This is a genomic window from Ruegeria sp. HKCCD9138 (assembly GCF_057220975.1).
The window spans coordinates 46,511-67,712 of record NZ_JBWVAZ010000017.1; the positions used below are offsets into that span (position 1 = coordinate 46,511).

The window sequence follows — 21,202 nt, forward strand, 5'->3', positions numbered from 1 at the left end:
TCAAGTCAAGGGAGGCGGATATGGACGCAAAGATTGTAGGCTGGGGGCACACGCAGTTCGGCGCGCTGGACCAGAGTTTCGAAGACCTGATCAAGGCCGCTGCCGCAGAAGCGATCGAGATGGCCTGCGTGGACCCTGCGGAGATTGACGGAATCTGGCTGGGGCATTTCAACAGCGGCATGGTTCCTGACGCTTTTGCGTCGTCGCTTGTGCTGGGGCTGGATGAGCGCCTGCGGTTCACTCCTGCCACCCGGGTGGAAAACGCCTGTGCGTCCGGATCGGCGGCCGTCTATGCGGCGCGCGATGCCATCCGGGCGGGATCAGCCCGGACCGTTCTGGTGATCGGAGCCGAAAAGATGACCTCGCTTGACACAAAGGGAGTGACCGAGGCGCTGGCGGGGGCCTCGTATCAGACCGAAGAGGCAGGGGTCAGCTTCCCGCAGATTTTCGGCCGGATCGCCAGCGGTTATTTCCAGGCCTATGGCGACCAGTCCGAAACGCTGGCTCGGATTGCCGTCAAGAACCATGCCAACGCGCATGCCAACCCGCTGGCGCAGATGCGCCGGGACGTGACCTTTGAATTCTGCAACACACCTGGTGACAAGAACCCCATGATCGCGCCGCCGCTCAGGCTGACCGACTGCTCGCTGATTTCCGACGGTGCTGCCGCACTTGTGATGGTAGCCGAAGACCGCGGCGGATTCGAATGCGCTGCGGGCTTTCGTGCCGCGTGCCAGGTCAATGATTTTCTGCCCATGTCCCGCCGCAACATGACCCGCTTTGCCGGGGCTGCGCGCGCTTTTGAACTGGCCTATCAGGAGGCCGGCATCAATGGCGGCGACCTTGATCTGGCCGAGGTGCATGATTGCTTCACCATCGCCGAACTGATGATCTACGAGGCAATGGGCCTGGCGCCGGAAGGCCAGGGTGCCAGAGCAGTGGCAGATGGCACCGTCATGGCCGGCGGCGCCTTGCCGGTGAACCTGTCCGGCGGGCTGAAGGCAAAGGGCCACCCGGTCGGTGCCACGGGCGTGTCCATGCATGTGCTTGCCGCGCAGCAGGTCACCGGGCAGGCCGGGCCGCTGCAGAAACCCGGTGCCGGGCTGGCCGGCGTTTTTAACATGGGCGGTTCCGGCGTTGCCAATTATTGCTCCATTCTGGAGGCCTGGTCATGAACCCCGCGGAGTGGCTGCACCGAACTGCGCAGCGCGGCGGAACGCGGCCTGCCCTGATAGCCGGGGACCAGACCGTGATGGACTATGCGGGTTTCCGCGATGCTGCGGCACGGCTCGGCGCGGGCCTGGCTGCACGCGGCGTTTCCAAGGGCGACAGGGTTGCCATCTTCATGGGCAACCGGGTCGAATACCTGATTGCCCTTTACGGCATCTGGTTCACCGGCGCGGCGGCGGTGCCGGTCAATGCCAAGCTCCACCCGAAAGAGGCCGGCTGGATCATCGAAAACGCCGGTGCCGCTGTCACGCTGAGCGACGATAAGCTGGGGCCTGGCTTGGCGGGACCGGCGGTTTCGGCGGACGGAGCGGAGTGGCAAGCGCTTCTGCAGTATGACCCTATGGCGCGGCCGGAAGTACTGGACATTGATGACATGGCCTGGCTGTTTTACACGTCGGGCACGACCGGCAAGCCCAAAGGCGTCATGATCACCTGCGGCAATATTGCGGCCATGACCTATTCCTATTTCACCGATGTCGACGATGTGCTGCCGGAAGACGCCATCCTTTATGCCGCGCCGATGTCGCACGGGGCAGGCATCTACAATTTCATGCACGTGCTCCGCGGTGCCCGTCACGTGGTGCCGGAAAGCGGGGGGTTCGATCCGGGTGAAATCCTCTCACTGGGGCAATCGGCCGGCAGCATTTCCATGTTCGCGGCCCCCACAATGGTGCGCCGCCTGGTGGATTACGCCAGGAAAACCGGCCAGGACGGCCAGGGCCTGCGCACGATCGTCTATGCCGGCGGGCCGATGTATGAGGCCGATATCCTGGACGCCGTTGAAACAATGGGCGCGCGCTTTGTGCAGGTCTACGGCCAGGGCGAATGCCCGATGGGCATTACGGCCCTTTCCCGCCGCGAAGTGGCAGATCGCAGCCACCCGCAATGGCGCACACGGCTGAATTCGGTTGGGACAGCCCAAAGCGCCGTTCTGGTCCGTATCGTCGATGACACCGGCGCCGAGGTTTCCGCGGGAGAGACCGGCGAGATCGCCGTTCGCGGAGCGACGGTGATGAAGGGGTACTGGCGCAACCCCGAGGCCACCGGCAAGTCGATCCGCAATGGCTGGCTCTGGACCGGGGACATGGGCTGTATGAGCGAAGACGGCTATGTCACGATGCTGGACCGCTCGAAGGACATGATCATCTCGGGCGGGTCAAATATTTATCCCCGTGAAGTCGAAGACGTTCTGCTGTCACACCCGGATGTGTCCGAAGTGGCAGTGATCGGGAGGCCCCACCTGGAATGGGGGGAAGAGGTGGTGGCCTTTGTTGTGGGGAACGCCGGTCGGGAGGCGCTTGACGCCCTTTGCCTGTCTCAGATCGCGCGGTTCAAGCGGCCGAAAGACTACGTTTTCGTGCCGGAACTTCCCAAGAACAATTACGGCAAGGTGCTGAAAACCGATTTGCGCGCCCGCTTGCAACAGGAGACGAAGCATGACTGATCTGACAGGAAAAACCGCTCTGGTCACGGGCTCGATCCAGGGTATCGGGCTGGCTATGGCCAAAGCTTTTGCCGGGGCGGGCGCCCGCGTGGCGGTGCATGGGCTGGCTGGCCCGGAACAGGCCCAGGAAGCAATGGCCGGGGTCACTGTCGCGGGCGCACCTGAAACGCGTTTCTTCGACGCCGATATGCGCGACACTGCGGCGATTGAGGCCATGATGGCCGAGATGGAAGACTGGGGCGGCACCGATATTCTGGCCAATAACGCGGGTATTCAAAAAACCGTTTCCCTGGCCGAGGCGGACGCCGCCACATGGGATGCGGTGCTTGGTGTCAATCTCACGGGGGCTTTTCACACCATGCGGCTGGCAATGCCGGAAATGGCCAGGCGCGGGTACGGCCGTGTGGTCAATATCGCTTCGGTTCATGGGCTGGTGGCTTCCGTGAACAAGGCGCCCTATGTGGCATCGAAGTTCGGGCTGGTCGGGCTCTCGCGGGTCGCAGCGCTGGAATACGCCAGCCGGGGCAGCCGCGAAACGGGCGGCGTAACGGTAAACTGCATCTGCCCGGGCTGGACCGAGACCGCAATCATCGAACCGCAGGTGCAGGCCCGCGCTGCCGCGCATGGCGGCGACAGAGCCGCAGGAATTGCCGATCTGCTGGCTGAAAAACAACCCTCGCGCCGCACTTCCGACCCCTCCGAAATTGGCGCGCTTGCGCTTTGGCTCTGCGCGCGCGAGGCGCATAATGTTACCGGTACATCGATCCCAGTTGATGGCGGCTGGACCGCGCAGTGAGCGCAAGGCGCAAAACTCGCCGCCTTGGGTTCAACCCCCTCCTGCGGCGGCGCAGCAATAGTCCCGACGCTGTGCGAGCGAGCGTTTTCACACTTTCTGCATGAGCATCAGCCGCGACTGCAATAGGAGGCTTCGCCCGCACCTTTCCAGTTGCCACGGTATGAAGCGAAGGGCCGGTTTGGATTCGGCGCCAAATTGGCGCGTTCAATGACTGCTACGGAAAACGAGTCGCATCGCGGTATGCGTTTTGCCGCAGGAGCGAACGAGTGCTGCGCCTGCTTTGGCTGCAAGACCAAAAGTCCGGTTTGTCCGCAATTAGTGAATTGACCTCGCCCAAGGTTTTGCGCTTGCAGCGAAGGTCCGCAATGCGGGCTGCGACCGCAGCATTCGGGCCGATGATCGAGTGACCGCAATGGGCCGGATCGTATCGCCTCTATCTCCGAATGCGCGACGACTACTCAACTCCGCTGCATGTCTACCTAGAGTTCATTGGTCACAAACTTAATCCCTATGAACCGTGTGACCGAAATCGGCCAGATACCGGAAGCTGACGAGTTGTGAAAAACTCAGTTGAGCTGGTCCGAAGCTTCAGCGCAATAGCCAAGACGGTGCCTGTGAAGTGCCCATTGTGCTGCAGAACATGGAACGGCATCGTCTATCTGACGGTAGCCCCTCCGCACCGTAGGGAGCTTGGTGGCCTGCCGGCCCAACGCGTAAATGCCCTCGTGAAATTCGCCTGATCTGAGTATCCTAAACTGTGGGCAATATCGGTGGTTCTGTCGCAAACTTTGTTCCCACCTGTCAGGTCAAGCTTAGTTTTGGTAGCGCATGCTCCAAATTACAGGAGCAGACCGTGACAATCTCATTCAAGGGTGCACACTTTCCGAAAGAAGTGATCTTGTATGCTGTTTTCTTCTATCTCCGATACGGCGTGTCTTACCGGGATCTGGAAGAAATCATGGCTGAACGTGGCGTTGAACTGGATCACGCGACGCTGAACCGTTGGGTGAGTCGATATGCCGGTCTTGTAGCTGATGCTTCACGGTACAAAAAGCGCCCTGCCGACCGTTCATGGCGCATGGATGAGACCTATGTGAAGGTGAAGGGTGAGTGGGTTTATCTCTATCGCGCCATCGACAAACACGGAAAGACCCTTGATTTCATGCTATCCAAGCGCCGGAACAAAGCGACTGCGACTAAGTTCTTCGCTCGTGCGCTTGAGGCGAACGGTTTGCCACGGAAAATTGTCATCGACAAAAGCGGTGCGAACACAGCTGGCATCAAAGCAATAAACAAGATGCTGAAAGGCTTAGGTTGTCCGGTACCGATTGAGATGGTCAGACGGAAATACCTCAACAACATCATTGAACAAGACCATCGCTTCATCAAGCGTCGGATCAGGCCAATGCTGGGTTTCAAGTCTTTCGATTCAGCTGCATCTGCCCTAGCCGGTATCGAACTGGTTAACATGATCCGCAAAGGTCAATTCACGCCCGGAGTCCGTCCGTTTCAACAATTTGTTCAACTGGCAGGATAATCAACCCACCTGCGCCATCTCCCCAGCCTTCAATGAAAATTGCGACAGAACCCCACGGTGCTGATCACGTCGGATTACGAAGAGCCGTCGTTTCTCCGCTCTGGGCTGGATCCGCCAATCATGGTTGCTGAAAAGAATGGCAACACTGAGCCCAAAGTATCGAGACTTGAGCACCCACAAACGGCAGCTATTACGAGTATTGCTGCATTTGAAGCCACAATGTGTTAAAATTCAATTTTATTTAACAAGATTAGGGGACCATCATGCGACCGTTTGTCTGCCGAGTTCTGGCTGCGCTTTTGTTTCTGAGCGGGATAATAACACCAGCCTTTGCGATTACTCAGACTTGGTTCGTTACCGGCGAATTTGAAAGCAGCAATAGCAATAAGCCTGCACTGGTAGGAAGCTTCGATTACGACCCATCTCAATTTACCGCTTCAAATGTATCGTTAACGGCAAACACCGGGGAAACTAAGACCAATTGCTGCCTTATCAGTTGGGACAAAGTTGTCTTCGGTTGGTCTGGGGAAGCTGTCTATTCGCCGAATGACGGTAGGTTCTACACGAGCTTCTTTATTAACCAATTCGACGCAAATAACCCTACACCCGCGACCTCTACATTGGCGCTAGTGTTCAACGGCAATCCCGCCACGTCGAACAAGTTGGACGGTGTTCTCAACGGACAATCAAGTCAAGGTTATTGCTTTATATCCGGTGGTTCATGCGAAGGCATAAACAGAACCGGAGGTGCACTTTTTCCACATCGCGATCTGATTTCACTAAGCATGTCGACGATACCACCGGCGACTGTAGCACCCGTACCGCTACCGGCCACAGGGTGGTTATTGCTAGTTGGGATCGGAGCATTTTCTGTATTCACACGAAACTTGAAGAAGGCTCAATGATAAAATACCAGCCGTTTAGATACCGATGCGGCTGGCGTTAAGTCGGAGTGGTGGGCGTATGTCCCGGAGCACGGGATTGGTGCAGATTACCGTCAAGGCAATCAACACACAAAGGAGCGAACTGGCATAACGCTCCTCGTTGCCGCATCTCATCGGAATCCGTATCAACGGCGGTAATCGCTAACCAACGAGCTCCACTGAAAGACGAGCTCGGCGATATAGCAATAGTGCAGGGACTGGTTCGTCGTAACTGCGATGGTTTTTGTACCAGCAATTGCCGCTCCTGCAAGAGTCCGAATTGTCCTCCATGTCGGCATTTGAACGGCTAGGTTGCCTATGTCTGATTCGGGCTGCGAGCGACTATACATGCTTATCCCGGAGAACGGCAGCGGAGCGGTGGGAAGTAGTGTTGATTTAAGCCAGTCATCGAGTCACCCTTCCACCTGAATGAATGCCGTTCTCGGTTCAAGGGATCTAGGTAGCATCAATGTCAAACGACAACTACTTATGCCAACCAAATCGCGTGGCTCTAGAACGAAGTATGGAGTTTGAAATGTTGAGGCATTGGATTGGTATGAAAACGTGACTGCTTCGAACCGACCTATACTCATCGTCGGGGCCGGGCCGACGGGGTTAGTCTTGGCCATCGAACTTGCGCGGCGTAACGTGCCCTTCCGCATCATTGACCACTTACAGGAAACGAATGCCCGGAGTGCGGCGATTTTCATCAAGTCCCGTAGTCTGGAGATCCTGTCAGACTTAGGAATTGCGGAGCGCTTCCTGTCGCGTGGCGAATTGGTGGAGGGCGTCAACCTCTTTCTCGGCTCGGAACAGGTGGCCAACTACCGTTTCGCCGAGCTCGACAGCCCTTTCCCCAACATTCTTTCCATCCCCGAGAACATCACGGTGGAACTGCTCACAGAACAACTGATTGCCCTCGGCGGGTCTATAGAACGTGGCGTGGAATTCACTGGCCTGGAAGACCTCGGTACTCACTGTCTAGTGACTCTGCGCAGGCAGGATCAAAGCAAAAACAAACTGGAAGTTTCCTGGGTGGTGGGTACGGACGGCTACCACAGTGCAGTCCGGGGAGCTATTGGCGACCGATTTGACGGCCATGACTACCCTCAGCTCTGGGGAGTCGTAGACACGGAACTGGAAGGTTGGAAACACTCCCGACGCTTGGTATCTGCCCAGCTCGAACCACCCAATGTGATCCCGTTTCCGCTCGGGAAGCAGCGATGGCGAGTCTACTTTCGCCCTGAGAAGACAGATGGCCGCGCGTTGTTGGAAGCCGAGGAGCGTTTGGCCGTCATTTCACCTGGCGTAAAGTTGGCTAACACGGAAGATCCGCAGTTTTTTCGATCTCATTCGCGCTTGGCTCGCCACTTCCGAATGGGCCGTGTATTTCTTGCTGGAGACGCTGCCCACGCGTCAAATCCGATTGAAGGCCACGGAATGAACGCAGGTATCCAGGATGCGTATAATCTGGGCTGGAAGTTGGCGGCGATTACCGCTGGCACGGCAGGCGATGAACTGATTGAATCCTATGAGTCAGAGCGCCGGGTTGTCGATCAGAACATTGTCCAATCAGGAGAGGAAGCCTATGAGCGCATGGCCCCCGACGCTGATGAGGCACGCAGAGGCCTGATTGAATTCCTTTCTACGAAAGAGGGCCAGAAACATGCAGCTCTGTTGGAATCAGAAATCACCTTCGCTTATGGCAAGAGCCACGTTGTAGTTGAGGAGAATGCGGCAATTTCTGACTCGCCCCTGCGTACGGCTATAGGCGCGCGGGTCGGCGATGCCATGGGCCTGAAATACGGCGGCGAACACTTTAACCTCCATGCCCTGATCGCTGGAACCAGCGCACATGTCTTCCTCACATTGGGTAAGGCCACTGAAAACGACTTTGTGTGGGGATCAGAGTTGCTGCTTGCCGTTCATGCAGGCGCAGATCCGGATCAGACTACGACTCATTTAGTTTCCTTGCGCGCGCCAGCCAAGACCCTTGATAAATCAACGTTGTTGGACAGCGGTGGTCAGTTGCACGCAAGGCTTGGGGGCAAGGGAAAGATGCTCTGTGTGATACGCCCCGACGGGCATCTGGGTTATCGGTCAGCATCCCCTGATTTGCAGAAAGTCCTGTCATATCTCCAAAACATCGGCGTGGCTCATTGAACTAATGACAATTTTGTCCCGCATATCGCGAGTTCAGGCAACCTTTTATTTTGCGCTCACAACGAACGGCAGATTCGACGGGCCGCGCCGCAGCATGGAGACTATCGAGTGAAGGTCCGGTTCGGGCCGCCAGGAGCTCAGTTCTCTCAACAGCCGCAGCTGCTAGGGTGAACATCTGTGATCGTTGTTTCGCGAAGGCGGTCCACAAGGCTTTGTTCAATATCATCGAGGACTTCTGCAACGTATATTTGCAGGTCCGTCTCTACGCTGCAGTGTGAAGATCGACGTCGACGCCACGTCCAGCTATCAGCCTTTCGTTCGACGCCAAATAAACGTCTGCAAGCGTAATCCTGTCCGCGGATTTGGCAAATGACAGAAATTCCAAGAATCAGTCGTACTGCAGAAAAGAATGCGACAGAGCCCAATTCAAAGCACTGATTGATACTTGCCCCGGAAAGTTTCGAAAATCCCGATCGTTCGGCGTGCAATACCTGTCCAGCCAAATGTTCGGCGGGCAAACCTTGCGCCTTCTACCATGAGTTTCTCTCGCAACCAGGGGTGTTGCATGGGCAAGTTTACCATTGCAGCAAATTCCTGTGGGCGCGTTGGGTCGGCTATCAGCGCGTGACGACCAAACTCGACTTGTTCAAAAAGACCGCCACGCGTGGTCAGAACTGTTGGCGTCCCACTCGACATAGCCTCCACAGCGGTCATTCCGAAAGGTTCATAGCGCGAGGGTAGCGCAAAAACACCTGGCGCGCGGTAGTAGTCAGCAAGATCGTCATCCGCCACATACCCACGCCAATCGACAAAATCCGCGACCCCCAAATCCGCTGCCTGTTTCTTCCAGCTATCGATCAACTTTTTATCATCGTTTGAATTTGCCCCAGCTGCGAGAACCAGACGGGCGTTCGGTTGCAAGGCCCGCAGATGCGGCAGCGCCTGTATGATCAAGTCGTATCCCTTGTTTGTTGCAGCGCGGCCGACAACATAGATATCATTATGGGACATATTCAGCCTTTGGCGAATTTCGGCAACCTGTGTCGGAGTCACCGCAGTAAACCGCTGTTCATCAATGCCCGGAGGAATCATGGATATATGTTCGCTCGGAAGGTCGTAGTGATCTTCGATCAACTGAACTTGCTGTTCACTTGTTGCAATAACGTGATCGCAGCTACGATATAGTACGAATTCTTTTTGAATGCGTTCTTCAAAACGGTAGTTTGCAGCTTTGCCCTCTCCGAGGCTTTTCATATCCTTGGCTTTCCACCAGCCGAGAGAATGAGGCGTGTGAATATGAGGTATCTGCAGTTCTTCGGCGATTTTTTGGCCTGCAACACCAGCGTCCCAGTAGTGACTGTTCACCACATCGTAGGATAGACCGTGTTTTCGAATTGCGGCCAACAGGTTCGAAACAAAATCGCCGTACCAGTCGTGCATATCCTCCTTGCGAATGAAATCGGTCCCACCAAAAGGGATGCGCCATACTCTCAGGTTCTCATTTATCCGGTCTTCTGCAGCCTGATCTTCAAACCGCCGTGTTACGACATCCACTGTGTAGCCAAGGCGCGCAAACCGTTTGGCAAGCTCCATCACAAAGACGACTTGTCCACCAGTGTCCGGCTTCCCAAGTTCGGGTGAACCCGCCACGTAGCCGTGCAGTGAAATCATCAATAGCGAACCTGAATTGCCGTTGCTCATATTAGCCGCATCCCTTTTGCAGGTTGTGCTGTAGTTTATAACACGCCAAAATGCCGAAGTCCTTCGTGCACACCTGCTGCGTACTGCTTCGTCGCGTGATAAAATGATGCGGGCTCCAACGCATCGATCAATTCTTGTCGTGCGTTTCCGACGACAATGCGGTTAGGCACCGCAAGAAGCATATCCAGATCATTACCACTGTCGCCAGCAGCAACCATATAGGCGGGTTGAATCCCGAAATAGCTGGCAACGAACAGGCTTGCCGCCGCCTTGCCAGTCCCTTTGGGCAAAACGTCAAAGTCGTCACGACCAGACACGATAATTTCGCAATCGATCCCCGCCTCGGACAAAGTCTTGCGCGCCTCAGCTTGTGCCTGTTCAGGGACGGCAAAGCTGACCTTGCGCTCTGTTTGATAAATTTGGTCGTGTGGATGATGGCCGAGGTCCGCGAGAACTGAGAAAACAGTGTCATGTGGCCAACCGGAAAACCGGGACTGCCACGCTGACAGTCCGGCCCCTTCAACCGAAATTTCTGTTCCCAGGGCAGTAATGACCGCATCGGGGCGCAGTGTATCAGGAAAGTCATTTGCCAGAGTGGTCGCAACACTGGCCGCAGGCCGACTGGAGTTGACGGCAAACGTCACGTGCTTTCCCGCATCTTGCAGCGCTAGGGCGAGTTCCGCTAACGCGTCCGCATCCCCGATCAAGGTATCATCAATATCACTTACCAGCAGCCATCGACGAAACCCTTCGTTCGGCATCGCATTCATGAGGCTGCAGGCGCGTCGGCTGCCGGCATTCTCAATTCCGAATGGCGGGTCGAGGTATAGACCGTCTCCTCCTCGCTGACTGATCGCAACAGCCGTTCCATCTTAATCCCGTCGAGCTTGAGCTGCGCAGATTCCGAATAAAATCCAACCCGTCCCTTTAGGAACGCGTCGTCGACGACGCATAAGGTAACCTGGCCCCCAATCGAAAATTCGATGTACGTACCGTGCGAGACCACTTCGATCTCCCATTCTTGCTTTGCATTATCGGTGACGAAATTACCGCTTTGCAGAGTTTCATAGTCGAAGGCGTTCTCGAACTCGGGACGCGGATTGGCCCCCCAACGCCTGATCTGGGCGTACCCCTTCACCAGGTCGAGCGACAGGTAGTACCCATCACCTTCCTCGGAACAGCGCAGAACCAGCCCGCACTTGCCGAGACCTTCAAGCTGAATGCGTGCGCGCAATCGAAAATCCTCGTGTTCACCCGGCAATAGAAATGCCTCGAACCCGCTTGGACAAGACACGTGAACACTTCCACTATCGCCATGGATCGATGCATGCGGATTACCGAACATCGCGTCGAATTCTGCGGGATGAGTCACCTCAAAGGGACTGTGTGCGTTCGCATTGAAACCGCGAAACGAGCGTAATATCAGACGGCCCGCGTCATCCGTGGTCAATTCTTTTGGGGGCGGCAAAAGGCGCGTAATGACTTCTTTACCGTAGGAAATCACTCGTCGCTGAAAAAAGTTGAATAGCAGGAGCCGGTCATCCACACGACAAATCCGCGCCGCATAGTTACCCTCAGGCAACAGGACATTGTCAGCAAAATTCTTGTAGGGTCCTTCAATGTCGTCTGCGTACCAATACCTGATTTTCGTATCCTCACGGATCGAGCCGATCAGGTAATAACGCCCCTCGATTTGAACAAGATTGGGAACTTCAACATCGTCGTAAAGCCTCGGATAGCACAGGGGCGGACCAAATTCGAAAGTGTCTGGTGCTGTTTCACGGGCGACGCCAACACAGCCACGGCGGACAATCGGGCCTTCTTTAACCCGCGCGGAAGACAAGAGCAAACGCTCGCCCGATGCCGGGTCGCAAAAAAAGAAAGGGTCCCGAAAACTTACCCAGTTCCGGCCCTCATCGACGCTCGATTCATACCACTTCCCAGAGATCTCGAGTGGGTATGAGCCCTTGTCGCATCTCTCCCAAGTGTAAAGATCATCCGATCTGGCACATCCTACACGCTGAACCCGACCGTATTCACTACGTGTCAGCCCAGTGTAGAACATCCGCCACGAACCGTCGCGTTCGGGATCCGGAGTAACATGCATGGTCCATAGCATGTCGTCATCCCAAGCGCCCGGATCTCCAACAAACAGTGCGTTTCGAACACGACGCCAGGTCATGCCATCCTTACTGACTGCATGAGCAATGAAATCGTGGTTCGGTAAGACTAGGTGGAAAAGATGGTAAAGCCCGTCGTGATGGACAACGTCGACATCGCCGATATCGGACTGCAAAAATCCATGTGAAGCGTACATTGCTTTAGAATGTCGTAGGGATTGTCGCTATGCAACATGTCAGAAACGAAAGCGCTTTGTGATTCCGCTCACGCAATGTGACCCGCACAGGATGTACGCAAACTTCAAACTGAGACAATCAGGCATCCGAGTCTCAATGTTTGTTTTCAGCGTGCTGTTTTGTTGTAAATTTCAGTACTATCCCCCGAACATGCTGTCTTTCCCCCAAGAAAAAGTGGATTTGTTGAATTCCGCTTGTCTGTTCAAGCGAGGGCTGGAAGCCTTTAATCATCGCTCAAATGCAAAGAACTGTCGTTTGCCTGACACCGAATTTCGCACCTGCAGCGAAGGTCGGCAATGCGTGCGCAGACATAGCATTCGGTTGCTGTGCGCCAGGTCGGCTTTGGGCCGTCCTCATCTATGAGGCTGGTGGCTCGCGCGCGAATGCTGCGCGGCCTCTGAGGTCCGCAGCGGGCCCACGTTGACCGATGCTGCGCGATCCCCCAATGACAGAAATGCGCAGGAAAACTGACTTTGCAAAGTCTATTCTAAAGAGCGAGAAATAAGCGCAGCCTCAGTCCAGCCCAGCAGCGCGTAAGTCATGCGCAATTTTCCGATGCGCATGTCGATCTAAGGTAAAGGCCTTAGAGCGCCAACGACGCGCACGAAAATCCGGGTCGATTTCTAGCAGTCGGGACGATGTTTCGCGAGCGGCATCAATTGCACCGGCACGAACGAGGCGGACCGTCTCCGCTGTCAATGCCCGAGGGTTGTCTGGCTCCTCGCCCAGCACGAAGCCCAGTACCTCTTTTGGGTCGCCCACGTTAGACATTAGAAGTGAGAAAGCTAGGTTGGTTCGTATCCACACAGGAGGGAATGGTGACAGATCAAGCGCGTGACGGTAGAGTAGCTGCTCACGTTGATAATCTCCACGATAGCCATGTACGGCCGCAAGGTACGAAATCAACTCAGCGCTTCTTGGGGTCTCCTCGACCACGGATTGCATGATTCCTAAAGCCGTACCAAAACGGCCATTTGAACACATAACAAACGCCTTTAACGCCTGGCCATAAATATTGTCTGGAGCGCGTCGTTCAATGTCGTCAGCAATTTCTGCAGCTTCCAGCGCCGCCGCTTCAGGCGCATAGTGCAGACACATTCTAAGCCCATCAATCAGGCAAAAACCGAGTGATATTCGTGCCTGAAGGAATTCTGGATCGGCCTTGATTGATTCACGATAGAACGAAATCGCGTCTTGGAGAGCTAATCGACGTGCAGCCGCTTCACGCACACGTCCTTTCTGAAACAGCTCCCAAGCCCTTGTGGTAGTCTCTGCCTCAACCCAATAGTTGGCCCAGTTGCCATCGCTTAGGGAGAGCTGCAAACCCTCAATAATACGTCGGGCTGTCCTCTCAATTTCGTGCATTTCGTCGCAACGGTCGACGTCGTAGCGACCATTCCACACTTTGGTACCATCATGGAGTCTGATAATTCGGGCGTGAACACGAAAGATTCGATCTCCTCTTACGCTGCCTGTCATGACGAAATCAGCTTCTTGTTCTTTGGAAAACTTCGGGGAGATAATCCGATAGGTACCCGAAACTGAGTCCAACAGTGCGTCTAGCTCCTCAGTCAAACCTACGGCAAATGAACTCAAATCCTTTAGGTCACCGATGGCTTCAAAAGAATGCAATGCCAAACTAGGAAAGAGGCGCCTCGCAGTCACCTGCTCTTTGACTAGGCTTGAATGTTCGGGCGTTGAGTTAGCGCTCTGGTCCAAACGACCGTACCAATACGCGCGTTCTTCGCTTAGCCAATCTTCGAACTCTGGATCACCAACATCCATACCTTCAAGAAGCTCACGGTGTGCATCCGGGCTGCCATCTCGTACATCTACCCAGATACAACTAAAATCCATAACGATGTCGTCACCGATAGACTGGAGTGGCTGGCATCCAAATTTACTGAAGTGTTTTCTAAGCGCGCTGAATTCTTGTCGCAGGCTGGCACTTCCGCGGTCTTCCGTAGCACCGCTCCATAATCTGTACTTTAACCAACCGCGCGTACGCCTACCATTCGGAGCCAGCGCCAGAATAGCAAGAAGTGCTTTCGCCTTACGTCCTGGAGGGGTTGCATCCACGCCTTCAGTGGTAAGGACAGCAAAGGGACCGAAAAGTGTTATTCGATAGCGCTCGTTTCTGGTCTCGCGGATTTCTGACTCATCCATGCGCTAACCTTGACTGCAGAGAATTCAGCCTGCACAGCCACAAATGACGATGAATCCGAATGCCTCTTTGGCCACCGCGCTAAGGTCAAACAGAGAATCGTTGTAGTCTGCACTTTCGCCGTTTTCCATTATCTCCCGTGGAAAGCCTCCCGTACGGGCAACATCAAGAAGCTTGCCATCGAAGTCAGGCACGACAACGTTGACAATTCGTAGTCGCTGCCCAGTATCACCGATGGTCCTATCAAAATGAAGGTTCAAATACACGGAGTTAGCGGCTACCTCCGGAATACGCCTATCCTCAAGTGTACTAACTGACAGGTCGGCTATTGCCTCATCCGTTTCATCAATCAAACACCGAAATTCTCTGAGGAGTGCTTGTTCTTCGTCCCGCAACCCGCTCCGCGATGCCGACGCAAGGCGAGCGATGACATCACCCACATCACGGTAAGTGACACCCCGTTTCAATTTAAGTCGTGCCATGTTTTGGCTCCTCCGCTAAAATGACTTAGCTAAATTATCGGTTAATGTCTCATCAAATACTGTGTCAGAGCAAGTACAAGATTTAAGAGTCGCACTTGAAGCCTCGGTCAAAGCTGGGGTTTTGTCGTCTCCTCACGTTTTGGAATTGCCAGCAGGATTCCCTTTTTTTGCGGCAGTTGCAACGACAACTCTTCCACCTGGTTGCAAACCTCCAAAAGGGCCATTGGCGCTTAGGGTCGGTTCAGGTGTCGGGCAGAATAGAGATATAGCTTCGCTTATGGCGCTCACGGAGGCAGCTGAAAGATACTCACTTCAATACTCAAAGTTTCGCTCTACCCAACTTAGCCCAACATCGACAGCCGGAGGTGAGCCCCAGGCCGCACATATTTTGGATTTGACCATTGGGGCACCGACACGAGAAGAGGCGTCTAGTCGCGGCGCGGCGGCAGGTGCTCAGTTCGAGCAGGCAGCAGAGCGCGCGCTCTTCGAGATGTTGGAGCATCATCATATTCGAGAGAACGGAGAGCTCATTTCAGATTTTTTTGAATATACCTCAAGAGACTTTGGAGTGCTGAATAGGCATCTAGGGTATCTCGAAGATCAACTACGCGAACTTAAATTGGCAATGCATCAATCAAGCCACGGCTATGTCGTAGCTAGGGCGATTTGTCGTGACTACGACGGCGGTCGTGTAACAATAGGATCTGCCGCTGGACGCACCGCCGACAGGACCGTCGAGCGGGCTGCAGAGGAAGCAATATTACTCTGGCGCAACATGATAGAAATCGAGCGACACGGGCTAGCAATCGAAAATCTAGATGTGAGGCAACAGAACAAAGTAAAGCTATATCGCGGAGCGGCCCGGTTTTTGGACACCAAAGTTAGCCAAGCACCGAAGCCCATCGACCAAACACCCCAGATGCATATCTCTCTGCCCGACATCGTTCACCAGGTCACCGGAAGGCGGGTTCGAGTATTTGACATGACGGCAAGTGAACTAGCCGTGCCGGTGGCACGAGTCCTATTGGACTGAATTCTCTGCCATTCGCCTAATAGTTTGACGTTGCTTTGACGCTACAATTATCCGCCAAGTCTATCTTTCACTCACTTTCAAGAAAGCCATTCAGAGGAGTGAAAACATGGCTGGTACGTTACTATTTGATCGGGACTATGCAGAATTTGGACCCAGAATCCGTGACTTCGAAAAAGCGGACCCTGTTGGTATCGTGGTGACTCAATTCCTATGGTACGATGGTTCGCCTTTTTATCCCATCGGCGATCTGATGGAAGCACCAATCACGGCGGTTTGGCTTGGCGAAGATGAGGCTCCGTCTGAAGAAATCATCGACCTAATTTTCCGGATGCCAAGCGATTCAGAAGAGTTTCCATTCTTTTATGAGATCGTGCTTCGTACAGATGAAGGTGCCGTCTATGGCGGCTGGGCATTTGGTGACAAGCTGCGCGTAACCGACGAAATTGTAAATGGTCACCGAGTCCTTGAGGCAGAAGATCCAAGCGGCGCGCTTCGCTTCACCTACGAGCCGGGTTCAGGTGAATACAGATTTACGCAGACAGCTTTTCGTGCGACCGCGATGCGTGCGCGCCAAATTGCAAAACGGCGACGCTGATCTCCCGAAAGTCCTTGCGGCCAGACTCTCTGGTCGCAAGGCACACTGAGAACGACTGTCTGAGAATATTTGTTTGTCGTTCAACCACCAATGGCTTGAGAAGAATCCGGGAGATCGCCATGAACGAAGTTTCAAAATTTCTGGCACTTATGGCATTGCTAGGCGGCTGCGCAGAGAAGCACCTAATTAAAAATGAAAAGGCTGTTTTGGCTCAAAACACCGTAACAAGTAGATCACGTCTAGTGGAATTGGAGGAACACAGCGCATTGCTGTCCGCTGCATATTCAGAGGCGGCAAGAGAGGCCTCCAACGATCAAGATGCGCTGGCTTTCGTGACGTTTATCGCGGCGGCATCATTTGTAAAAGGCTATGTCGGTAGCGCCTCAGACACGGCACTAGCAAACACTGCGCTTGCTGGTGCCGGAGCTACATCGGTAGCAACGCGAACACTCTCGCAAACTACGATCAAGGGCATCTATGTCGCAGCAAAGCGCATGAACTGCATCTCCACAGCAGCTGGTATGGGGGCTTTTCTACTTGATGGCACCAGCAATCTGACAAAAGGAGTCGCTAGAGCTGCGACCTTCGGGGCTATCGAAGAAATTAAGATTACAACCAGGGAAGCACTAGTTCGCACCGTCGCAAATTACGAAAACATCCGCGATGATCTGATTGGCAGCATCTCAGTTTCAGAAGCAGAAGAAAGAATGCTGAACACCTTGGAGAATGGAGGAGCAGAGCTTGTGCGTCTGAATCAATATCTTGGCATTTTGGACAACTGTGTCGGAGCAAAGGAGACCGCAACCGCAGTCGCACCTATCCCAAAAGATAATCCATAGCGCAAAACACTGTTCTGGATTCATTGTCGCAGACAAGCCCAATACATGCATCTCTGCTGCAATGGCACGAAAAGCACTTGCGTTTTTTTGGCAAGCTCTTTTGACATCGAATGTCCGCTTTTTTTCGCGACCAGGCATTCCGCGTTTGCAGCGAAGATCGGCTTCCCGCTCGGCCTGCAGGTTGAGCATTTCTGCTTTGGGCTGACGTCAGACACAATAGAAGCTTGGGAGCAATTGCAACTCGGTCGAGTCGCGGAGGTTCAGAATAGGCGCCATTCGTACCGAATTGCCTGCTACCACTACGAGCGTGCGGTTAAAATTGACCCGACTTTCATAGCTGCAAAGACGTACCTTGGTTTCGCGCATATGGACGAAATTCGGCTGTGTTGGTCGTCCAACCCAGATAAAGCAACGCAACAAATGCGCGATTTAGTCAGCCAAATAGATGACATGTCACCCCAGAATGTCCACGGTCAAGCACTTAAGGCATTCTCACTGATGTTTGACCGAAAGTTCGAGGAGTCTTGTAAGTTAATTACCAGGAAATCTGCCGACATTCCCAACAGCCCAGAATTTATCGCATATCGGGCAGTTCTTCTAGGATTGGCTTGTAAGTATCACGAAGCAGTAAATCTATATAGACATGCCTTGGAACTAGTACACCACCCGCCCTGCTGGATTTGGGTCAACCTGGGCTTAGATTGTCTATTGCTAGATGACCCCAATGCACAATTGTATCCTCGATACCGCCCTAGCATTAGATAAAAACTACTGCTGAGCGACCCTGAGTTCAAAGCTGGGGAATATCGTAACCCGGTTTTACATAAGAATCCAGATCCTATCCGGCGGATAAGCAGTGAACTGAAGCGAGCCGGCTTGTGAGCGAAACGAGACTATCGCACACAAATTTCTTAATTTTGGTTGATGTTTGGCGTTATTTTTACACCTGCCTGACGTTTGACTTACGCACCAATGCAAAGCTCTACATACTGGCACCCGGAATGCCAGCGCGAACTTAGGAGAAAGTTAATGAAACGTAGAGTTTCTCGCCCGGTCTTGTGCGCTACACCCGTTCCAATAAATCAAAGCTTACGAACGCAAGTATCCGTGGACGATCACATCATAAGGGCTGGTGATAAGGATTTGCCTTTTAGTGAAACCAAGGATGACTTGGCTTGCGACCGTAATGGTGCATCTGGTGAACCTATTTTATTAACCATTATGATGACGGATATTGTTGAATCCACCAAGATCTTGGCGGCGCTTGGCGACCGTCGGTGGAGAGCGATATTAGACCTGCACGATGAGATAGTCCACGAACTGGTCAGAGAATATGGAGGTCAGAGCATAAACTCCACTGGAGACGGTTTCATCACTGCCTTCCCTTGTCCCACTCGCGCTATTCGATGCGCAGAAGAAATACGAAAGCGTGTTTCGCGCATCAACATGGAGATAAGAGCAGGCGTTCACATTGGCGAGTGCGAGCGTCGCGGTTCAGACATTAGTGGACTAACTGTGCATATCGCAGCTCGAATTTTAGGCAACGCGTCCTCTGGTCAAATTTTGACATCTGGAACTGTTAAGGACACGACAATTGGCTCAGAGCTTGATTTTCAACATGTTAGAACGCAAAATTTGAGGGGAGTTCCGGGAGAATGGCAGCTGTACGCGATTCAAACCAGTTGTTCCCAATTGGCTGGTAAGGCCGGGGGCTAACGGTTTACTGAATGCCATTGGCTTTGAACCACATCAATTAGGCTGAAATCTGTTTGAAAAAACTGCGTCAACTCCCCGTAACACTGCATGCCATCCATACATGCAAGACAGTAAGATTGGTGAGGTGAAACTATGAACTACAAGCACTGCTTTCTTTCGGTTCTTTTTGTTGCCAGTTGCGGAGAAATTCCAGATGCGACAACAAATTATTATCTTACTAAAAGTGAACTGCGGATGGATGTTACGCGCACGCTTCTTTGTAGTGGAGACAAAGACACCGGCTTTTTGATTGTTTCCAGCTCCGTAAGCCCCGTCATAACAAACTCGGCGGATCTGGATGCCCCACAGCAATTCGACCTTCAGAAATTGAAAGGGACATTCACCGATCCTGATGCCACTGTTCAATTTTATCCGGATGCACGATTAATGGGCATCAATTCAACTCAGACCGGTACGGCGAAACAGGTCATAGAATCGGTGCTTAATACGGCCTCTCCTGTTCTTGCAAAAAAACGCGACGAACTAACAGAACCCAAAGACGTTTGCGATCTAATTTCTGATTACTCAGGGCAAAAAGAAGGCGAAAGGCAGAAAGTTGTCATTGAATACTCCGCCCAAGTAGAAAGATTCTATTCTGGGTTTCATCAGGAAATTCAACCTACAAGAGAGAGCGAACAATACCACAAAGCATTCAGAGGCTGGATTGGTGACACCCACATCAGAATCGGAAAGTCTGGGAATCAGCCACTTCGTCGTCCGGTCACATTCGGTCCCAACGGTTCAGATCAATCATTGGTAGCTAGGCAGCTGACAAAAGTGAGTTTTGGAGTACACATCAACAACAACAAAGAGAGTTTTTGGGAAGGCGCTGTGTTGCTTGCTCTACGAGGAAACGAATACGAGATCCCGTTGCCCAACCGGCCGGCCTTCGGAACTGCTGATTTTGAAGTTGCTTTTGATGATTCCGGTGCACTTACAAAAATAAGATACGCGTCAACATCAGGGGCAAATGATGCTGTCGATCTAATTGGGTCTGTCTCTGAAAGTCTTCAAGGACCGTCCGCAGCCGATCAAGCGGCCGCTTTACAAGCGGAGGCCGACCTAATTCAACAAAGACAACGGTTGGCAAATTGCCAAGCTGATCCGGCAAACTGCAAATAATTGGGCGTCTAATTGTTAATTCGACGGCGGAAAAATGTACCGTGCTTAGTGGTTTGTCGATTGTCTGTTTAGGATTGAAGAAGCTCTAAGGTAAAAAGCTGAATGGGTTCTGTTGCAAATTTTGACGATTGACGCTTGAGAATGCAGAGAGTGAATAGCCGCTGGTGTTTATCTGCCGAAAGACTACTCATGATCTCCTTTAAAGGCGCACAATATCCCAAGGATGTAATCCTTTTTGCTGTGTTCTTCTACCTTCGATACGGCGTGTCGTACCGTGACCTTGAAGAAATCATGTCCGAGCGCGGCGTTGCGGTAGATCACACGACGCTGAACCGTTGGGTGACAAAATACGCTAGTGCAATTGCCGATGTTGCGCGCAGGCGAAAGGGACCGTGCGACCGTTCCTGGAGAATGGACGAGACTTACATCAAGGTGAAAGGAGCGTGGGTTTATCTCTATCGAGCTGTCGACAAGCACGGCAAGACACTTGATTTCATGCTTTCGCAGCGCCGAAACAAACCCGCCGCCACCAAATTCTTCGCGCGGATGCTGGAGGTCAACGGCCTTCCGAGAAAGATTGTCATTGACAAAAGCGGAGCTAACACGGCTGGCGTCAAAGCCATTAACAAGATGCTGAAGGGCTTTGGATGCCCGATCCCAATCGAGATGGTCAGGCGGAAGTATCTGAATAACATCGTGGAACAGGACCATCGCTTCATCAAGAGACGAACTCGGCCGATGTTAGGGTTCAAGGCCTTTGCTTCAGCGGCTGCTACACTGGACGGAATCGAAGTGACGCACATGATCCGCAAAGGCCAAATCACGCCCGGAATCTGCCCGTTTCGTCAATTTGCAGAACTGGCGGCATAAGCCGCAGGTTCGGTTTCAACTCTTCGGTCAGTAAGAAACTTTGCAACAGATCCCTGATCCGGTGCCCGAGGAGGATTTGTGGTTTCTGCCGCAAGCGCCGGAGCCGGGGGCGGCGCCCACCGATCTGCCCTGGCCAGTGGCGGCGCGGGAAGGATCGCTGCAGCCCGAGATCTGGCTGCGGGCCGAACAGG

19 protein-coding genes are annotated in these 21,202 nt (G+C 53.5%); 13 read left to right on the top strand and 6 right to left on the bottom strand.

Translation table 11 applies throughout. The annotated features are described in order from the left end of the window. The first annotated feature begins 20 nt into the window (after positions 1-20). From AC2TEL_RS20660 to AC2TEL_RS20675, 4 genes are all read left to right on the top strand, one after another. Positions 21-1,175, top strand: a complete 1,155-nt coding sequence (locus AC2TEL_RS20660; protein ID WP_480906677.1) for an acetyl-CoA acetyltransferase — start codon at positions 21-23, stop codon at positions 1,173-1,175. Continuing rightward, positions 1,172-2,674 (top strand): AMP-binding protein, encoded by a 1,503-nt coding sequence (locus AC2TEL_RS20665; RefSeq protein WP_480906680.1) that lies wholly within the window; start codon positions 1,172-1,174, stop codon positions 2,672-2,674. Before AC2TEL_RS20660 ends, AC2TEL_RS20665 begins: the two co-directional genes overlap by 4 nt. Next, on the top strand, positions 2,667-3,470 hold the full coding sequence (locus AC2TEL_RS20670; RefSeq protein ID WP_480906683.1) for an SDR family NAD(P)-dependent oxidoreductase: 804 nt from the start codon (positions 2,667-2,669) through the stop codon (positions 3,468-3,470). The genes AC2TEL_RS20665 and AC2TEL_RS20670 overlap by 8 nt, the downstream gene beginning before the upstream one ends. A gap of 266 nt (positions 3,471-3,736) precedes the next feature. Continuing rightward, on the top strand, positions 3,737-3,877 hold the full coding sequence (locus AC2TEL_RS20675; protein ID WP_480906686.1) for a hypothetical protein: 141 nt from the start codon (positions 3,737-3,739) through the stop codon (positions 3,875-3,877). Between the two features lie 248 nt (positions 3,878-4,125). Here AC2TEL_RS20675 and AC2TEL_RS20680 read toward each other — a convergent pair whose 3' ends face one another. Continuing rightward, positions 4,126-4,275 carry a helix-turn-helix domain-containing protein gene (locus AC2TEL_RS20680; RefSeq protein ID WP_480906718.1) on the bottom strand — a complete coding sequence of 50 codons (150 nt, stop codon included), beginning with the start codon at positions 4,273-4,275 and terminating at the stop codon, positions 4,126-4,128. A 48-nt stretch (positions 4,276-4,323) separates the two neighbouring features. On the opposite strand from AC2TEL_RS20680, the gene AC2TEL_RS20685 reads away from it, so the two are divergent. The 3 genes from AC2TEL_RS20685 (at position 4,324) to AC2TEL_RS20695 (ending at position 8,093) form a co-directional block, all read left to right on the top strand. After that, the gene (locus tag AC2TEL_RS20685) at positions 4,324-5,007 is read left to right on the top strand and encodes an IS6 family transposase (RefSeq protein WP_480843039.1); all 684 of its coding nucleotides are present in this window, start codon (positions 4,324-4,326) and stop codon (positions 5,005-5,007) included. Between the two features lie 263 nt (positions 5,008-5,270). Beyond that, positions 5,271-5,912 carry a VPLPA-CTERM sorting domain-containing protein gene (locus AC2TEL_RS20690; protein WP_480906688.1) on the top strand — a complete coding sequence of 214 codons (642 nt, stop codon included), beginning with the start codon at positions 5,271-5,273 and terminating at the stop codon, positions 5,910-5,912. A gap of 582 nt (positions 5,913-6,494) precedes the next feature. After that, positions 6,495-8,093, top strand: coding sequence for an FAD-dependent monooxygenase (locus AC2TEL_RS20695; RefSeq protein WP_480906721.1), 1,599 nt, complete (start codon positions 6,495-6,497; stop codon positions 8,091-8,093). A 426-nt stretch (positions 8,094-8,519) separates the two neighbouring features. On the opposite strand, the gene AC2TEL_RS20700 is transcribed toward AC2TEL_RS20695, so the two are convergent. The 5 genes from AC2TEL_RS20700 to AC2TEL_RS20720 form a co-directional block, all read right to left on the bottom strand. Beyond that, entirely contained in the window at positions 8,520-9,794 is a 1,275-nt protein-coding gene (locus tag AC2TEL_RS20700; protein WP_480906691.1) for a glycosyltransferase, read from the bottom strand. Between the two features lie 35 nt (positions 9,795-9,829). Further along, the gene (locus tag AC2TEL_RS20705) at positions 9,830-10,564 is read right to left on the bottom strand and encodes an HAD-IIB family hydrolase (RefSeq protein WP_480906694.1); all 735 of its coding nucleotides are present in this window, start codon (positions 10,562-10,564) and stop codon (positions 9,830-9,832) included. Beyond that, on the bottom strand, positions 10,561-12,111 hold the full coding sequence (locus tag AC2TEL_RS20710; RefSeq protein WP_480906696.1) for a hypothetical protein: 1,551 nt from the start codon (positions 12,109-12,111) through the stop codon (positions 10,561-10,563). The genes AC2TEL_RS20705 and AC2TEL_RS20710 overlap by 4 nt, the downstream gene beginning before the upstream one ends. Before the next feature lie 553 nt (positions 12,112-12,664). Continuing rightward, a complete protein-coding gene (locus AC2TEL_RS20715; RefSeq protein ID WP_480906699.1) occupies positions 12,665-14,317 on the bottom strand; it encodes a hypothetical protein in 1,653 nt (550 codons plus the stop codon). A 24-nt stretch (positions 14,318-14,341) separates the two neighbouring features. Beyond that, positions 14,342-14,797, bottom strand: coding sequence for a hypothetical protein (locus AC2TEL_RS20720; RefSeq protein WP_480906702.1), 456 nt, complete (start codon positions 14,795-14,797; stop codon positions 14,342-14,344). 388 nt (positions 14,798-15,185) lie between these two features. Here AC2TEL_RS20720 and AC2TEL_RS20725 point away from each other — a divergent pair, with 388 nt between their 5' ends. The 6 genes from AC2TEL_RS20725 to AC2TEL_RS20750 all read left to right on the top strand — a co-directional run bounded on the left by AC2TEL_RS20725 (position 15,186) and on the right by AC2TEL_RS20750 (position 21,011). After that, complete coding sequence (locus AC2TEL_RS20725) at positions 15,186-15,830, top strand: YcaO-like family protein (protein WP_480906704.1); 645 nt, start codon at positions 15,186-15,188, stop codon at positions 15,828-15,830. A 106-nt stretch (positions 15,831-15,936) separates the two neighbouring features. Continuing rightward, positions 15,937-16,425: a hypothetical protein gene (locus AC2TEL_RS20730; protein ID WP_480906707.1), complete on the top strand. Its 489-nt coding sequence runs from the start codon at positions 15,937-15,939 to the stop codon at positions 16,423-16,425. Positions 16,426-16,544: 119 nt separating this feature from the next. After that, positions 16,545-17,264 carry a hypothetical protein gene (locus AC2TEL_RS20735; protein WP_480906709.1) on the top strand — a complete coding sequence of 240 codons (720 nt, stop codon included), beginning with the start codon at positions 16,545-16,547 and terminating at the stop codon, positions 17,262-17,264. A 1,107-nt stretch (positions 17,265-18,371) separates the two neighbouring features. After that, on the top strand, positions 18,372-18,980 hold the full coding sequence (locus AC2TEL_RS20740; protein WP_480906712.1) for an adenylate/guanylate cyclase domain-containing protein: 609 nt from the start codon (positions 18,372-18,374) through the stop codon (positions 18,978-18,980). A gap of 132 nt (positions 18,981-19,112) precedes the next feature. Continuing rightward, entirely contained in the window at positions 19,113-20,141 is a 1,029-nt protein-coding gene (locus AC2TEL_RS20745; RefSeq protein WP_480906715.1) for a hypothetical protein, read from the top strand. A 189-nt stretch (positions 20,142-20,330) separates the two neighbouring features. Beyond that, positions 20,331-21,011 carry an IS6 family transposase gene (locus tag AC2TEL_RS20750; RefSeq protein WP_480906724.1) on the top strand — a complete coding sequence of 227 codons (681 nt, stop codon included), beginning with the start codon at positions 20,331-20,333 and terminating at the stop codon, positions 21,009-21,011. The last annotated feature ends 191 nt before the right edge of the window (positions 21,012-21,202 follow it).

Coding starts and splice junctions, on each gene's coding strand:
- AC2TEL_RS20735 (WP_480906709.1), top strand. CDS start 16,545: ATGAACGAAGTTTCAAAATTTCTGGCACTTATGGCATTGCTAGGCGGC.
- AC2TEL_RS20710 (WP_480906696.1), bottom strand. CDS start 12,111: ATGTACGCTTCACATGGATTTTTGCAGTCCGATATCGGCGATGTCGAC.
- AC2TEL_RS20745 (WP_480906715.1), top strand. CDS start 19,113: ATGAACTACAAGCACTGCTTTCTTTCGGTTCTTTTTGTTGCCAGTTGC.
- AC2TEL_RS20705 (WP_480906694.1), bottom strand. CDS start 10,564: ATGAATGCGATGCCGAACGAAGGGTTTCGTCGATGGCTGCTGGTAAGT.
- AC2TEL_RS20730 (WP_480906707.1), top strand. CDS start 15,937: ATGGCTGGTACGTTACTATTTGATCGGGACTATGCAGAATTTGGACCC.
- AC2TEL_RS20665 (WP_480906680.1), top strand. CDS start 1,172: ATGAACCCCGCGGAGTGGCTGCACCGAACTGCGCAGCGCGGCGGAACG.
- AC2TEL_RS20690 (WP_480906688.1), top strand. CDS start 5,271: ATGCGACCGTTTGTCTGCCGAGTTCTGGCTGCGCTTTTGTTTCTGAGC.
- AC2TEL_RS20750 (WP_480906724.1), top strand. CDS start 20,331: ATGATCTCCTTTAAAGGCGCACAATATCCCAAGGATGTAATCCTTTTT.
- AC2TEL_RS20720 (WP_480906702.1), bottom strand. CDS start 14,797: ATGGCACGACTTAAATTGAAACGGGGTGTCACTTACCGTGATGTGGGT.
- AC2TEL_RS20700 (WP_480906691.1), bottom strand. CDS start 9,794: ATGAGCAACGGCAATTCAGGTTCGCTATTGATGATTTCACTGCACGGC.
- AC2TEL_RS20670 (WP_480906683.1), top strand. CDS start 2,667: ATGACTGATCTGACAGGAAAAACCGCTCTGGTCACGGGCTCGATCCAG.
- AC2TEL_RS20715 (WP_480906699.1), bottom strand. CDS start 14,317: ATGGATGAGTCAGAAATCCGCGAGACCAGAAACGAGCGCTATCGAATA.
- AC2TEL_RS20660 (WP_480906677.1), top strand. CDS start 21: ATGGACGCAAAGATTGTAGGCTGGGGGCACACGCAGTTCGGCGCGCTG.